The organism is Aromatoleum evansii (genome assembly GCF_045689615.1).
GTDB lineage: Bacteria > Pseudomonadota > Gammaproteobacteria > Burkholderiales > Rhodocyclaceae > Aromatoleum > Aromatoleum evansii.
The window spans coordinates 2,871,364-2,884,940 of the sequence record NZ_CP141259.1 but is presented as its reverse complement, the minus strand read 5'-3'; the positions used below and the strand labels follow the sequence as shown (position 1 = coordinate 2,884,940).

The following is a 13,577-nucleotide window of genomic DNA, read 5'->3' as shown; positions in this document are numbered from 1 at the left end:
GGCTACTTCAGGGATTGCGGCGGCCGGCCGTCGAGGCAGTAGTCGATGCCGAAGTCCATCGTCTGCCGGCGTGGGGTCGTGGCGCCGGGCAGGAGGACACCGTCCTGCCAGAACGTGACCTTCAGGCGGCTGCACCCGGCCTGGGCGTAGCGCTTCTCGGTCGCCACGTCGATGTAGATCGGCGAGGTGGCACCGAAGCGCTTGGTGATTGCATCGGCCATCTCCCCGGTGAGGATCCCGTGGGCCTGCCCGTCGGTCGCCTGGAGGGCGGCCAGCATCACCGGACGCGCATCGGGCACCGGCGCGCGGAGCACGTCGTCGGCGAGGACGGGCGACGCGAACGTGGCCAGCGCTGCCGCATAGATGGACTTCATTGGCATTTCCCCTGTCCGTAGTAGCAGGTGGTGAGGCGCGCGGCATTGCTGCCCTGGATCGTTCCGACATTGGGGAGCGTCGGGACGATGGAGGCATAGAATTCCGTGAGGTCCATCGCTGCGAAATCGAGGCGCTGGAGCTGCGCGATGGTGAAGCCCGAGCAGTCGGGCTTCTTGCCGGAGCCCCAGCCCTTGCCCACCTGCACGCGGCCCTGTTCGTTGACGATGCGCGCGAGCTTGCTGTTGAAGCAGCACTTGCCGGTGGTGTGCTCGATGCAGGCGACGCATTTGCCGAAAACGCGGATGCAGGAGGAACACCACGTGCCGACCTTGTGGCATAGCCCGGCCCCTTCCTTCATCGCGAGCTTGCCTTCCTCCTCATTGCAGGACGACATGGACATGACGATGTAGATGACCACGGCGATGGCGAGCGACCACGGATCGAAGGCGATCACCAGGCTATCGCCCGCATAAAGGACCGCCGAGCCGGCGGGCAGGGCGGCGCCGTTGACGGCGACGGTCACGCCGTAGGTGGTGAAGGTGCCGGAAAAGCCGCCGCCGAGCAGCAGGGCCTGCATGCCCTGGTACAGGAACTCGCGGTTGTCGGCGTTCATCAGCACGTCGTAAACCAGGCGCGAGCCGGTGCCGAACAGGCTCTGATTGGTCATGCCGGCGCCGGCCGAGTCGGAATAGCAGCAGTTCTTGAACAACCGGTCGCGGCAGCGATTGCCCTCACCCTTGAAGACCTGCATGTTGTCGGTGTCGAGGTACACGCCCGCTTCGCGTGCGGCCTCCATCAGCGACATCGAACGGGCGAAGTCGGCGTCGTTGGTGTAGCTGGTGTTGAAGCAGTTTCCGCCGAGGCAGAAGACGTTCGCCGGACAGTTCGTTGCCGTGACGGCATTGCCCGGCGGCACCGGGCAGGTGTAGGTGTTCTCGGTGATCTCGCAAATGCCGGTGGCCGCGTTCATCTGCCGGCATACGGTGCCTGCGGGGGCACAACCGGCCGCAACAAGGGGTGCGCACTCGTCGCTCGCGGCGGCTTGCGCGCAGGCGAGTGTCGTCTCGTACTGCCAGCAGTCACGCGATACGGACGCGCCGTTCACCTCCTTGGTGGCCGGGCCGTCGATGCAGCGCGCGGCTCCTGCCACCGTGCAGCGGCCGCTGGCGCTCAGGGCGGGGCACTGGTCGTCCCATCGATCGGTTTCGGTCACCGTGGTGTGGGGCCGTTCGTAGTTCAGGACCATCCGCGGGATTGGCCCATAGGCCGGATTGATCCGCCAGCCGACCACGGGACGTTGCGCGTCCTTGGTCCAGAAGTGGCCGGGCACGGTGCCCGTCACGTCATAGCCGATGAGGCCGGATGCGCTCGCGGAGGGCGCGTAGCAGGCGGACGCCTCGAAGGCGGAGAGTGGGTCGCCCCAACTCCACCAGGGCAGGATGTTGTCGCCACTCTGGGTCCCAGACGGGCAGGCGGCATAGACTTCGAGGAAGGGGCGCTCCAGCGCGCAATCCCCGAGACCCGAGTCGCCACCTCCGTCGCTGCAGACGCGCCGGTATTCCTGGGCGAGCATGGCGGTCAGCCGACAACTGTCGCCGGCGCACTGGTCGTCGGCGACCCACAGGCCGTTCTGACCGCCGCCCCACCACCATGAGCCGCTGCGGGGGAGCGTCGCGACCATGCGGGGAAACGTCAGCGGCGTGGTCATATCGAGGTCGAAGTACGTCAGGGGCGTGCTCCGGTCGGTCACCCGGAAATGCTGTTGGCTGGCCGGCCTGTCCGGTATGCACTGCACATCCAGGCCAGTGCGGCCCGAAGCGGCGTGGGCGAACCAGTTGCCCGGTGTGCAACTGCTGGTGCGCGACACCGATACGCTCAAGGAGCGCGTGCAGGCATACGGGGAGGTGCCGCTGTACTGGCGGCAGACGCGGTGTTCGGTGGTGGGCGTGGCGACGCTATCCACCTGGCAGCCGCTGTAATAGGTGGCGATGTCTTCCAGGGTTGTCGCGGGGTTGGCGGCGATGGCTCGGGCGGCGCTCACGGCCGGGTCGTAGGGTGAGATGGCCTCGCGCGGCGTGTTGGCCGAAGTCATCGCTCCGCGCTGAGCCTCGCAGACAGGATCGCCGGTAGCGGAGGCGCAGGCGGTCAGGCGGGCATTGGCCGGCCCCGCCATGCTGGGCTGGCCGTAATACGTGGTTTCCGGCGGTGCGGTGGTATAGCCCGGGACAGCGCTCGATGCGCTCGGCGCATTGACCGTCCCCCGGATCACCGGGTTGGCCGCCTGACCGGCGGCGGTGCCTTCCTCGAACGGACCGGCCACGGCGGCGGTTTGCGTCGTGACGAAGCAGAAGAGCGTGATCCAGGTGATCCAGCGGCGCATCGTGGCCTCCTATCCCCGAATCCGCTTCAGGAAGATGTCGGCTGCCGGGCCGAACCCGGGTGCCGACCGCTGCATGTATTCCAGCGCGTAGTCCAAGCTCACGTCGCCGGATGTCCGCAGGAAGATCTCGGACGGCGCGCAGCTGCCACCGGCGCAGGGGACCGGTCGGGCGCCATCGCGCACCAGCACGAAGGTCGGGACCCGGGTGACGGCATAGCGGTCGAAGGCCTGCGGATCGATTTGCACCGCCACTTGCCGGTCGCCGATGAGGCGCTGCACCTGGACGACGGTGGTGCGCAGCGACCCGTCGGTGAAGCCCCGGAGGACGATGGAAGCCTGGGCGCGTGCGGCCTGGTCGATGAGGCGCTGCAGCGTAGGCTGCGGCATGGAGAGGCTGACGAACACCAGGAGTCCCGGCCCGGACGCCAGTCCCTCTGCTCGACTCATCTCCTGCGCTTGCGATGCATAGCCCCGCGCGAGGGCTTCGAGGTCGATCGGGGCACGGGCCGCTGGCGTCGGCAGTGCGTCGATGTGGGGTGGGGCCGGCACCGGCGCGGCTTGCAGTTCGGCGTCGCTCAGCATGCGATGTCGCTGCCGCACCTGCTCGATATCCTGATCGGAGATCGTCGGCTGTTCGCGGCGGACCCGTTCGATGTCCGCGTCGGTGACGAGCGGCGGGTTCTGCGCCAGGGTCTGGGCGCTCGCCGCCAGCACAACAGCGAAGGCGAGGGCGGGAAGGACGGGATTAGAAGCCGACACAGCAGTTCCTTTTGCGAAACAACATGAAGGCGAAGTCCTCGCCGCGCACGGGGTATTCCTTGCCGGCACCCCAGAGCACTGTGGTGCGGCCGAAGGGCTGGCAGCAACGGCCGGCCTCCTTCGCAGTGTTGGGGATCGGGTAGGTGAGCTGGGTCTTGTAGGCGGTCTTGTCCATGACCGGCTCGAAGTACGGTCCGCATAGGCCGGGCGTTCCGTGCCAGCCCCAGGCGATCAGTTCGCGGTGCATCTTTGCGGTCAGGCGCTGGGCCATCAGCGCGGCGGTGCGCACGCCCCCCAGGTGGTAGGGCACGTGGCCGTCGAGTGGATAAATGCCACCCTGGCAGCCGGCGCACCAGAAGAGCTCCTTGAGGCCGAAGCCCACCGAGGCGGCGACACAGTCGGCCGCGCAAGCGGCGATGGCGACCGGATTGGCGAAGAGCACGGCGTCCGGGTTGAGGATCAGGGTGAGCTCGTCGTCATTCCACAGCGGGTCGACCTCGGTGAGGTAGGCGAGGTCGAAAGAGCCCTTCTCCAGGCAGGGGAAGTCCGTGACCACTTCTAGCCAGTACATCACCGGGTTCACGTAGAAGTGCGCCTGGTAGAAGCTGCCGCCGTCGCCATCGCCTTCCGGGCGGGTGAAGCGCGCGGCCTCCGGCGCCGGGATGCCCGGGTCGAGATCGACGCCGCCCAAGGAAACGAGGCAGAAGGGCTTGCGCGCCGCTTCGACGTGCCGTGTGGGCTCCCAGAAGCCGATGGAGAGCCCGATGGTCGGATTGACGCCGCAACTGCAGACGGGGCTGGACGGGTTGTCGGTGTCTTCCTGGTCGCCGAAGTTGGCGACGCGTGCGGCGCCGATGCTGATGGGTAGGATGCAGGACCAGCAGATGTCGGTAATGGGATTGGGGAATTTGCCGACGCAGGTGGCCGCGCCGGCGGCCCGGGCTGGCAGGGTGGCGAGGCCGAGGAGCAGCGCGAGGACGAAGGGCAGCATGGGCAGACGTCGCTGAATCATCGCGCGAGCTCCAGTTCGTCGACCCGCAGCCGCAGCCCCTCCTGGGAGACCAGGGCCGGCACCTGGGCGATGCCCAGGCGGCGCGTGAGCAGGCCGTGCTGGTCGTAGTAGATCGGAATGCGCCAGGACTTCATCAGCTCCAGGTACGAACCGCCCACGAGGACCGGCTTGACGCGTCCCCGGTACGACGCCATCAGCTGCCGCGCCCGGCCCACCTGACGCGGGTCGCGGGCGTCGAAGAACAACAGGTGCCGGGACAGCGACACCACCTCCAGCGGGTTCTTGCGCGTACCGGCGGCAAACAGCAGTTCGCCCCGGGGGCCGAGGAGGTTGCGATCGAGGGTGAAGCTCGGATCGATGTAGAAGGTCCGCGCGGTTTCGGTGGCGCGCAGGCCCGCCACCGGCAGCGGATGCTTCACGGTCTCGATGCCCCGGAATCGGGCTTGCTCTTCCTGGCGCTTGAGTTCGCCGCTGCGTTCCATGTCCCGCAGGCGCCGCTCGATCATCTGCAGCAGGTGGGGTTCGCTGATCTCGTAGGTCGGGCCGATGACGCCCAACTCCACGGCGAACGCGGTGGGCGCAAGGAGGTTCAGACCAGCCGCGACGACGAGCATCTTGAGTGCAGTCATGGCGTGCTCCCGCCCGGGCAGCGCACCTGCCGGGCCCATTGGGCTTCTCCCGCCGCATCTCGCAGGTGGTTGGCGCGGATCAGCCCCAGCAGCACCGGGTCGCCGTCGCCCTGGGAAAAGGCGCGGCGCAACTCGCTGATGCGCATCGGGCGGCCGCAACGCCGCTGGAATGCCGCCAGGTAAGCCCGGGCCCCGGCTTCGGCGGCGGGCGCGATCCGCTGCAGCAAGCCCAGGTAGTCGTCGAGCGGCATCTCTTCGCCGTAGGCATTCGAATTCGGCAGCGCGCCGCGTGCCGGACTGGTTTGTCCCCAGACCGGTAGACCGGCGCAGGCGGCCAGGGCCACGGCGACGAGCCTTGGGGCGAGTCGCGACATCGGTGCGGTGCGATGCTTCATGCCCGCCTCCGTCAGAACAGCGGCACCGCGCGGCCGATCACCTGATCGGCGCGAACCAGCCCGCTTGCGGCATAGCGCGAATCGAAGGAATCGGGGCTGGTGCCCTGTACGTAGAAGTAGCCGGGCGGAATGACCGTGGGCGCAATTGGCGCCAGGGGGCGCCGGTCGTGGGCATGGGTCTTGGCGACCCCGACTTGCATCCCGTTGATGGCGACGACCTGGCCGCGCACCGTGACCGCATCGCCGGGCAGTCCGCGGACGATCTTGAAGAAAGGCTGGCCGCGCAAGCCGGGGTAGTCGGCCTGCGCCGCGCCCGCGAAGGCGAACACCACGTAGTCGCCGCGATGCAGTTCACCGGCATCCTCAATCAGCAGCGCGACCCGGTAGGGCAGGCTGGGCGTCCAGTTGAACAGCACGGGCAGCCGCGGCGTCGCATCGATGAAGAGCCGCACATAGGCGAGCCCCCAGATCGCGAAGACCGGCAGATAGAGGTACCAGCGCCGGCGCACGTGGCGCAGGAAGTCGGCGAAGTGGACGACGGCACGCCGCCCGGGGGAGTGGATCGGGACGCGAGGTGCCGTCGGTGGGATCGCTTCTTTCATGGGGTTTCCACCTTTCTGCGCAGTTGGGCGGTCAGGTCGACGGTGTTCGGCGTCGGTCCGGCGACGGCGGTCTTGAGGAGTACGAGGCAGCCGCATTCCCGCGGCAGCTCATCGAGGGCGGCCGGCAGGCGCTGGGCGAAGGTCTTCGCCATGGAGAGGGCCTTCTGCCGGTCCTCCTCCGAGTGGGGCTGACTAAGCGTCTTGGTCAGGATCTGGGTGAACTCGGCTTCCTTGGCGCGGTACACCTCGGCCACATCCACCACGCCGATGACCAGGGCCGGCCGCAACACCCAGCGGTCGTAGGCTGCGAGCGATGCGGCCACCACGAACAGCGTCACCAAGCCGTGGGCGAACCAGTGGAGAACGCTCGCTTTCATACCGCGTGCCCCCGGCGCCGCAACAGTTCGCTGATCGCCTCATCGATCGAGAGGCCCCGGGCACGCAACTCGTCGATGGGGGCGTTGTCCTCGAGCTTGTTGGAGAACAGCAGATGGGTGGCCGGATCGAGGATGGCCCGGGCCACACCTTCGCCCACCGGCGAGGAGATATAGAGCTCGGAGAACACCCCGGCCTCGGTGCGCAGCGAGTTCAGGAGGCGCTTCTTCGGCTCGTCCATGGTCAGCCGTCCCTTGCGGTCGAGCATCTCGATGGACTCGGGCTTCTGGCGCAGCAGGAAGACCCAGTCCGAGCAATTGAAGGCGGCCTCCATCTGGGCCGAACCGTAGAAGTCGTCGGCGCTTTGCGTCGCCGTGCCCAAGGCGCCGCCATACTTGCGGGCGCGCCGGGCCGCTTCCTCGATGACGGCCGCCTTGACCGGGTCGTCGGCGCCGATGTCGCCCAGCTGCTGCTTCAGTTCGTCGACGAAAAGCACCTTGCGCCGGTTGCGGGTGAGGTACATCTCGCCGGTGATCCGGTGCAGCAGGAGGATGTTGACCACCGCATGCAGGTCGGGCCGGCGCTTCAGCTCCTCGTTCTCGATGACGATGAAATCGTTGGTGAAATCGACGTTGTTCTTCCCCTCGAAGAAGCGCTCGTACTGCCCGCCGCGCGCATAGGGGTTGAGCATGATGGCGAGGTCCTTGATGCGCTGATCATTGACCACGCCCAGTTCCTCGATGGTCCCGCCCTTGAAGGCGTCGCGCAGCCCCGTGATGCGCAGCTCGTTGCCGTATTCGCGCCAGAGCTTCAAGACCATCGCCGAGATCGCCTTGTACTGGACCTCTTCGAGCGCGTGTTGCATCGAGCACATCTTGGCGATGCCCGGCACCAGCATGTCGATGTCTTCATTGATGTCGACGATGTGGGTGAACGGGTCGAGGCAGATGTCGACGTCCGGGTGGAACTCGATGTAGGTGCCCTGGGCCTTGCGGCACAGCTTCTCGAAGGAGCGCCCGAGGTCGAGCATCCAGACCTTGGCGCCGATGGCACGGTAGGACCAGGCCATCTCGTTCATCAGTACCGACTTGCCGGAGCCGGGCGCGCCGATGATCGCGAAGTTGTAGTTGCCCAGGTCGTTGTCGAAGATGTCCAGCGTCATCAACTGGCCACGCCGGCCGCCGAAGACCAGGGCCGGAGTGCGCGTGCCGCGCCATTCGGCGATCAGCGGCGCCATGTGGATGGCGTTGGCCATGGTCTTGCGCGTGACCCGGCGCATCTTCGCCAAGTCCTTGTGGAACTTCTCGGTCAGCGTCATGGGGAGGCTCGCCAGCAACGCCTGGCGGTGCATGTAGGCGTCGGCGTTGAGCTGAAAGCCGCGGCCGCGCCAGATGGCATTGGCGGCTTCGTGGGCAGCGACCGCTTTCTCGGGAGAAGTGAAGAGCGCCAGCTGGTGGTAGAGGCTCACGAGGCTGCCGCCGGTGTCGATGGCATCCGCCGCGGCCGTCCAGTCGTCCAGCTTCTTTTTCACGTCGGGCATGACGTCGGCCATCTTGGACTTGGCGTTCTGGGTCGCCCGCACATGGTTGGCGGTCACCACCGACTTGGTGACGTTGGGGTCGAGCACATGCACGCCCAGCGTCAGCAGGAAGGGCGCGCTGTACTGCAGCGCCGGCTGCATCAGGTCGCCGATCAGCGACCCCATCTGCCACAGCGCGAAGCGCTCCGGGAAACTCTTGATCGAGTAGAAGCGCGCTTCCAGCACATCGGAGCTCGCTTCCTTCCACAAGGTGAGGCCGCCCGGGTGCGGGTCCTGGATGGTGTCGAAGTCGACGATCTGGTCGCGCAGCTCGCGCCCGTCGTCGTAGTGCAGGTCCGGAGCGTCGGCCTGCGAAATGCGATCCGGGTTGGTGAAGAGGGCGCACCAGTTGATCAGGTCGGCGGCGTCGCAGACGCGGTTTGGGAGCGACGCCGAACGCAGCGTCGAGCCAAACGAGTCGCGCAGCGCCATCAGTTCGTCGCGCCGGTTGAGATCGGAGGCCGAGCCCGGGAAGGCGACGGAGAGCATCAGGCGGAAGTCCCGGATCGTGTAGTGAAAGCCCGTTGTGAGCGACTTCTGCGCGCCCTGCAGCAGGTGGCCGACACGTTGGCGGGCGAGCTTCCTGAACAGGTTGCCGTTGCGGGCCGGGCGGCCCCAAGCCTTGGCCTGTTCGGCCTGGGTCGCGTCCTCGACCCGCAAGTTGGCGTAGCGGCGCAAGGGCTCGCGCACCTGGGGCGAGGCGAAGAGGTGGAACTGGATGCCAGTGCCGGTCGGGCAGTTGGCGTAGAGCGAGACCAGGACTTCCGCCATGCGCTCGTCGGCGCCGGACTGGGGCATGAGTTCCAGCAGGAAGCCCATGCTGTCGCGGTTCACGAAAATCTTCTCGGCGGCGAGGTAGGCGGAGTAGGGCAGCCAGTTGGCGAACTGCTCGGCCGGCGTCTCCACCGGCTGGCCGAAGGGGAAGCGCGGCGCCTCGGGGCGGCCGCGGGGTGTAGGGGTGTCGAGATGCAGAGTGCTCATGACGTCCTCACTGCGCGCGGCTGGCGCCGGCTCCGGTAAAGGGGGGCCGCTGCAGCAAGCTCGGCGCGGCCGGCGAGTTGCCTCCGGTGTTCGATTCGGTCGCGGTATCCGGAGAGGGCTTGCGCGGCGGCTTCAGTGGCGCATAGGCGTCGCGGATTTGGCGCTGCACGTGGTCGATCAGCCATTGGCCGTTGTCCACCTGCACATACACGTAGCCCTGGTCGTACAGGTCACCGTCCGCGTCTTCCCAGGGCTTGATCCACAGGCGCAGGACGCGGGCCTGCGAGCGCAAGGGGCTGGGCGCCACGTCGGGACCGGTATCGCCGGCGGTTGCGGGAGATGCGGCGCGCGTCGTCGCTTGGGGAGCCCGCTCGCCGGATTCCTCTTGCCGGGCAGCGGAGGTGCGCCGCGCCCGCTGGCTGGGCAGGTTGTGATGAAGGGCGTTGGCATAGGTGCCCGACACCGATTCGCAGGCGACCCCCTCGGGCGCCTTGCAGGCGTACTTCGAGTCGCCGCCCAGTCCCGACATGTTCATGCAGGCGCTCAGAGGGAGGAGCAGGCAGGCCGTGGCAATGCGCAGGACGAGGGCCTTCATGGCTGCCGCTCCGCAACACCGGCCTGGGCGAGTCGTGCCTCCAGTACCGCGCGCGCCACGAAGCCTTCGGTCCGCGTGCCATCCGCCCAGACCAGAGTGGGCGTGCCTTGCACTCCGAGGCGGCGGACCAACTCCAGGTTGCGGGCGATGGGGTGGTCGCAGGTGGCGCGGGTGTCGAGGAGCGTCTCGTCGCCCTGGAGCATCAGGCGCTCCCAGGCCTGCTCACGATCGGCCGCGCACCACACCGCGATCGGTTTGGTCTCGCCCTGGAAGGGCACGAGGAAGGTGTAGACGGTGACGTTGTCGAGGCTCGCGAGCTCCGGCTCCAACTGCCTGCAGTAGGGGCAGTTGGGATCGCTGAAGACGGCGAGCCGGCGCTCGCCCTTGCCGCGCACCGTCTTGATCGCATCGGTTAGCGGCAACTGGTTGAAGGCAACCGGAGGGATGGCCGCCTGCACACTGGCCGATTCTGCCGGGCCGCCGGTGCGCGTGGCCTGCGCCAGCTTCGGGCCGGTGAGGTCCCGCAGGGTCTCGGTGTCGAACAGCCGGCCGAACAGGAAATAGCGCGGGGCGCTGCCCGAGACGTAGGCGACGTTGCCGTCCATCCAGACCTCAAAAAGGCCGGCCACCGGGGAGCGCGTGACCGCGGTGAAGCGCGTGCCGGGATGGGCCTTTTGCAAGGCGGCCAGGAGGCGGGATTCGTCGGACGTCGCGGCGTGCGCCGGCGGGAATGCGCCCGCGAACGCCGTGATCAGCGCCATCGCCGCGAAGCGGCTGCGCACGGCTTCAGTAGTTGCCATCGTCGGAGGTCTCCAGGTAGCGGGTTTCGGGAGAGGCGGGGAAGCGCGCGGCCGGGGCGGTATTCGCGGCCATCGGCACGTCGATGCGCACGCCCTTGGTGATCACCACGTCGATCTCGCGGCCGGCATCGACCTCGATGACCGGGAAGGTGTTCTCGGCGAGCTTGATGTAGTACTGGGCCAGGCGATCCAGCGCCTTGCCGACTCCGCTGCCGAGGCCGGCACGGTAGGCTTCGGCGCCGGTGGCGCTGGCGACAGTGCCGAGGGCTGAGGTGCTGTATTCGGTCGACGAGGTCGCGAGGCCCTGGCCGATGCCGCTCACTACGCCGGCCAGCAGCGCATTGGCGAGCATCTGGCCCTGCTTGGTGACCAGGCGCCCGCGCATGCCGACCTTTCCGTCCTCGCCATAGACGCTGCCCTGGATCTTCACTTCGAGCGTGGCGCCGTCGGCCCGCACGCAGGACAGGTTCTCCGTGCGCAGGTAGGCGCGCTCGGAGCTGATGTCGCCGTAGCCGGCCGCGATCACGAAGCAGTCGCGGTATTCGCCGCGGAAGCGGTTCGGCAGCACGCTGTTGTCCGAGAGGCGGATCAGCACCGGGTGGGGGTTGGCCTGGGACTGGCCCCCGGTGGGTGCATCGAGACCGCCGAGCAAGGTGCCGCGCGTGAAACTCACCGGCAGAAAGGTGGAGACGGTGGGGGACGTCCGGGCATCCGAACCCGATGCCGAGGCAGTTTCCCTATTCGGTGTCCCGCTGGGGCCCGTGCCGGTCCGGGATCGATCGCCGAGGGAGATGCGGGTGATCGTGGGGATGGCCGGCGCGATCGCGGGTGGGGGCAGGTTCCCCGGGGCGCCGGGAGGCATCGCGCCCGCCGATGATGCCTTGGGCGGCGGTGGCGCCGGCGGCAGGGAGGTCGGCGGATCTGCTGGCATGGGTGCAGCGGGTGCCGGTGTGGCGGCGGCCTGTTGGGCCGAGGTGAGCCGCTGTTCCAGCTCCGCGAAGCGCTGCAGGGTCTTCGCCTCGAAGGCCTGGCGGTCCTTGTTGAGCCGCGCTTGCTCCTCGCGCTCGGCTTCGTACTGGGCGAGCTTGCGTCCGGCCGTGCCGACCCATTGGTCCACCGGATTGACTTGGCCGCCGGGTGGCATCACGCCGATGTTGGTGACGGTGCCGGGTTGCCCGGCGGCAGTGCGGGCCTCGCCGTTCCTGGCGCTGGAGCCGGTGAAGGCGAAGATCAGCCAGAGGATGCCGACGCCGCCGGCGACGATGGCCCCCAGCATCGCGTACTGACGCTGCTTGGGCGACAGGCGTTCCTGCAGGGCGCGCAGGGCGTGGGCGGGTTGGCGCGGCACGTTCATCGCCCGCCTCCGCGCCGGATTACGTAGACGCTGGTGCTCTCGCTGGGGCGCAGGTTGTGGTGCTCGATGGCGATGCCGGCGACATCAGCGCCGTCACGGTCGAACTCCTGCTCCGCCACTACCATGGGTTCGGTGCCGACGTTCTGCAGCACGAACTTCTCGCCGATGAGACCGCGCCCCTCGTACTGGCGTACCAGGGAGAAGCGCACCTCGGTCCACAGCTGGATCGTGCGGTGCGCTTCTTCCACCTGAATGTCCGCCGGCACGCGATCCGAGGCCATCGCCACCAGCAGCGCCTTCATCGCCCGGATGGGATTCGGCGATGGCCCGGCCGCCGCTTGAGCGGACCCCATCGACTTGAACGCCTTGGGCGTCTTGTCGCGGATGACGATGGTGTCGGCCGGCGTGTCGGCGCGGCGCAGCAGCAAGGTGTAGGTGGCGCCGGCCGAGGAGACGAACAGGTTGATCGGCTTGGCCGAGTCGCCCACCGGGCGGATATAGACCTCACCCTTGTCGCGGTCGCACTCCAGCACGATCTCGCCGCCCGGATTGATCACCGGCAGGCCGGCCCCGGGCGCCGTGGCGCCGGGGCTCGCGGGCAACGCCGGAGACGGGCCGCAGTTGCTCGACAGGATGTTGCCGAACACGTCGGTGATCGGCTCGTTCTCGATGCGGATGCGGGTCGGCTCCTTGATCGAGAGGATGGCTTCGACCGAGACGCCGTCGCTGGCCTCGACGAGCTGCAGGGCATGCGCGGGCGCCGCCAGGATCACCGCGGCGACCGTGGCCATCGCCGGCAATGCCTGTCCGATGCGCCCCAGCAGCAGCGGGGTTGCGATTGGATTACGTGCTGGTCTAATTGCTCGCATAGGGCACCTCCTTGAAGGCTTTCAGGTGCATGCGCGCGCCGGCATAGCTGAACTCGATCAGGTAGGCCTTGAGTTCGTTGGCCGTCTCGAAGCCATTGACCAGGGTGCGCAGGCGCCCGCGGATGACGACGCTCTGTGCCGCCTCGCTGGGGACGAGTTGCTGGGGCGCGAACACGGTGGCGGCGTTGATGCGCTTGAGGCGCTCGGCTTCCACTTCCTGCCGCGTCTTGAGCGGGCCGTACTGCTCGGGTTCGACGTAGTCCAGGAGGACGTCCTTCTTCCAGTCGATCGACGCCGGCGTCACGTCGAGGATCAGCCAGGCGATGAAACTGCCCATCTGCTCGAGATATTCGTGGCTGGCCTGATCGCGGGTGACCCAGAAGGTCTGGTTGAGGGAAGGCGGCACGACGACCGTGCGCACCGTTCCCAACAGATTGAGGATGACCACCAGGGCGAGGATCTGGCCGGCAGCCAGCACGCCGACCGCCAGGCCGAGCCCGCGATTGCGGCGCCGCATCTCCTTGATGTCGCCGTTGAGCCGTTCGAAGTCCATGGGCGTTCTCCGGGCTCAGCCGACCATGCGGCGCAGGTGCGAAGGCGGGGTGGCCCGCATCGCGGTCAACGGACTGGCGGGGAGATGCCAGTACAGCCAGTGGATGGCGTAGGCCGGGTGCTTGTCCGCCTTCAGCCGCGAGATCCAGCGCGAGAGGAAGATGCCCGTCGCCAGGCAGATGGCGAAGGACATCCTCGTGCCGGACAGGTAACCGACGAAGAACATGAGAGCGACCGGCGCCGCGACATCGACGTCCCAGAAGCCGATCTTCCACTGGTCGTCCAGACGACGGGGAATGTAGGTGTCGGTGCGCATGCCG

At 67.9% G+C, this 13,577-nt stretch carries 15 protein-coding genes; all 15 read right to left on the bottom strand.

From position 1 onward, the window contains the following. Positions 1–2: 2 nt before the first annotated feature. The 15 genes from U5817_RS13585 to traL are packed head-to-tail and all read right to left on the bottom strand — an operon-like array spanning position 3 to position 13,573. Positions 3–374, bottom strand: a complete 372-nt coding sequence (locus U5817_RS13585; protein WP_407277687.1) for a hypothetical protein — start codon at positions 372–374, stop codon at positions 3–5. After that, entirely contained in the window at positions 371–2,755 is a 2,385-nt protein-coding gene (gene traN / locus U5817_RS13580; protein WP_407277685.1) for a type-F conjugative transfer system mating-pair stabilization protein TraN, read from the bottom strand. Before traN ends, U5817_RS13585 begins: the two co-directional genes overlap by 4 nt. 9 nt (positions 2,756–2,764) lie before the next feature. Next, the gene (gene trbC / locus U5817_RS13575) at positions 2,765–3,514 is read right to left on the bottom strand and encodes a type-F conjugative transfer system pilin assembly protein TrbC (RefSeq protein ID WP_407277684.1); all 750 of its coding nucleotides are present in this window, start codon (positions 3,512–3,514) and stop codon (positions 2,765–2,767) included. After that, the gene (traU, locus tag U5817_RS13570) at positions 3,501–4,526 is read right to left on the bottom strand and encodes a conjugal transfer pilus assembly protein TraU (RefSeq protein WP_407277683.1); all 1,026 of its coding nucleotides are present in this window, start codon (positions 4,524–4,526) and stop codon (positions 3,501–3,503) included. Before traU ends, trbC begins: the two co-directional genes overlap by 14 nt. Further along, the gene (gene traW, locus U5817_RS13565; RefSeq protein WP_407277682.1) at positions 4,523–5,155 is read right to left on the bottom strand and encodes a type-F conjugative transfer system protein TraW; all 633 of its coding nucleotides are present in this window, start codon (positions 5,153–5,155) and stop codon (positions 4,523–4,525) included. The genes traU and traW overlap by 4 nt, the downstream gene beginning before the upstream one ends. Next, complete coding sequence (locus U5817_RS13560) at positions 5,152–5,550, bottom strand: hypothetical protein (protein ID WP_407277681.1); 399 nt, start codon at positions 5,548–5,550, stop codon at positions 5,152–5,154. The genes traW and U5817_RS13560 overlap by 4 nt, the downstream gene beginning before the upstream one ends. Before the next feature lie 11 nt (positions 5,551–5,561). Beyond that, complete coding sequence (gene traF, locus U5817_RS13555) at positions 5,562–6,152, bottom strand: conjugative transfer signal peptidase TraF (RefSeq protein WP_407277680.1); 591 nt, start codon at positions 6,150–6,152, stop codon at positions 5,562–5,564. Then, positions 6,149–6,529: a hypothetical protein gene (locus U5817_RS13550; protein ID WP_407277679.1), complete on the bottom strand. Its 381-nt coding sequence runs from the start codon at positions 6,527–6,529 to the stop codon at positions 6,149–6,151. Before U5817_RS13550 ends, traF begins: the two co-directional genes overlap by 4 nt. Continuing rightward, positions 6,526–9,087: a type IV secretion system protein TraC gene (traC, locus tag U5817_RS13545; RefSeq protein ID WP_407277678.1), complete on the bottom strand. Its 2,562-nt coding sequence runs from the start codon at positions 9,085–9,087 to the stop codon at positions 6,526–6,528. Before traC ends, U5817_RS13550 begins: the two co-directional genes overlap by 4 nt. A gap of 7 nt (positions 9,088–9,094) precedes the next feature. Further along, positions 9,095–9,682 carry a type IV conjugative transfer system lipoprotein TraV gene (gene traV / locus U5817_RS13540; protein ID WP_407277677.1) on the bottom strand — a complete coding sequence of 196 codons (588 nt, stop codon included), beginning with the start codon at positions 9,680–9,682 and terminating at the stop codon, positions 9,095–9,097. Further along, a complete protein-coding gene (locus tag U5817_RS13535; RefSeq protein WP_407277676.1) occupies positions 9,679–10,482 on the bottom strand; it encodes a DsbC family protein in 804 nt (267 codons plus the stop codon). The genes traV and U5817_RS13535 overlap by 4 nt, the downstream gene beginning before the upstream one ends. Further along, positions 10,469–11,836 carry a TrbI/VirB10 family protein gene (locus tag U5817_RS13530; protein WP_407277675.1) on the bottom strand — a complete coding sequence of 456 codons (1,368 nt, stop codon included), beginning with the start codon at positions 11,834–11,836 and terminating at the stop codon, positions 10,469–10,471. The genes U5817_RS13535 and U5817_RS13530 overlap by 14 nt, the downstream gene beginning before the upstream one ends. Further along, positions 11,833–12,705 carry a type-F conjugative transfer system secretin TraK gene (locus tag U5817_RS13525; protein ID WP_407277674.1) on the bottom strand — a complete coding sequence of 291 codons (873 nt, stop codon included), beginning with the start codon at positions 12,703–12,705 and terminating at the stop codon, positions 11,833–11,835. Before U5817_RS13525 ends, U5817_RS13530 begins: the two co-directional genes overlap by 4 nt. Continuing rightward, positions 12,692–13,258, bottom strand: a complete 567-nt coding sequence (gene traE / locus U5817_RS13520) for a type IV conjugative transfer system protein TraE (RefSeq protein ID WP_407277673.1) — start codon at positions 13,256–13,258, stop codon at positions 12,692–12,694. The genes U5817_RS13525 and traE overlap by 14 nt, the downstream gene beginning before the upstream one ends. A 15-nt stretch (positions 13,259–13,273) precedes the next feature. Next, positions 13,274–13,573 (bottom strand): type IV conjugative transfer system protein TraL, encoded by a 300-nt coding sequence (gene traL / locus U5817_RS13515; RefSeq protein WP_068635444.1) that lies wholly within the window; start codon positions 13,571–13,573, stop codon positions 13,274–13,276. Positions 13,574–13,577: the final 4 nt, after the last annotated feature.

Coding starts and splice junctions, on each gene's coding strand:
- U5817_RS13525 (WP_407277674.1), bottom strand. CDS start 12,705: ATGCGAGCAATTAGACCAGCACGTAATCCAATCGCAACCCCGCTGCTG.
- traV (WP_407277677.1), bottom strand. CDS start 9,682: ATGAAGGCCCTCGTCCTGCGCATTGCCACGGCCTGCCTGCTCCTCCCT.
- traU (WP_407277683.1), bottom strand. CDS start 4,526: ATGATTCAGCGACGTCTGCCCATGCTGCCCTTCGTCCTCGCGCTGCTC.
- U5817_RS13585 (WP_407277687.1), bottom strand. CDS start 374: ATGAAGTCCATCTATGCGGCAGCGCTGGCCACGTTCGCGTCGCCCGTC.
- U5817_RS13530 (WP_407277675.1), bottom strand. CDS start 11,836: ATGAACGTGCCGCGCCAACCCGCCCACGCCCTGCGCGCCCTGCAGGAA.
- traN (WP_407277685.1), bottom strand. CDS start 2,755: ATGCGCCGCTGGATCACCTGGATCACGCTCTTCTGCTTCGTCACGACG.
- traL (WP_068635444.1), bottom strand. CDS start 13,573: ATGCGCACCGACACCTACATTCCCCGTCGTCTGGACGACCAGTGGAAG.
- U5817_RS13535 (WP_407277676.1), bottom strand. CDS start 10,482: ATGGCAACTACTGAAGCCGTGCGCAGCCGCTTCGCGGCGATGGCGCTG.
- traW (WP_407277682.1), bottom strand. CDS start 5,155: ATGACTGCACTCAAGATGCTCGTCGTCGCGGCTGGTCTGAACCTCCTT.
- traC (WP_407277678.1), bottom strand. CDS start 9,087: ATGAGCACTCTGCATCTCGACACCCCTACACCCCGCGGCCGCCCCGAG.
- traE (WP_407277673.1), bottom strand. CDS start 13,258: ATGGACTTCGAACGGCTCAACGGCGACATCAAGGAGATGCGGCGCCGC.
- U5817_RS13560 (WP_407277681.1), bottom strand. CDS start 5,550: ATGAAGCATCGCACCGCACCGATGTCGCGACTCGCCCCAAGGCTCGTC.
- U5817_RS13550 (WP_407277679.1), bottom strand. CDS start 6,529: ATGAAAGCGAGCGTTCTCCACTGGTTCGCCCACGGCTTGGTGACGCTG.
- traF (WP_407277680.1), bottom strand. CDS start 6,152: ATGAAAGAAGCGATCCCACCGACGGCACCTCGCGTCCCGATCCACTCC.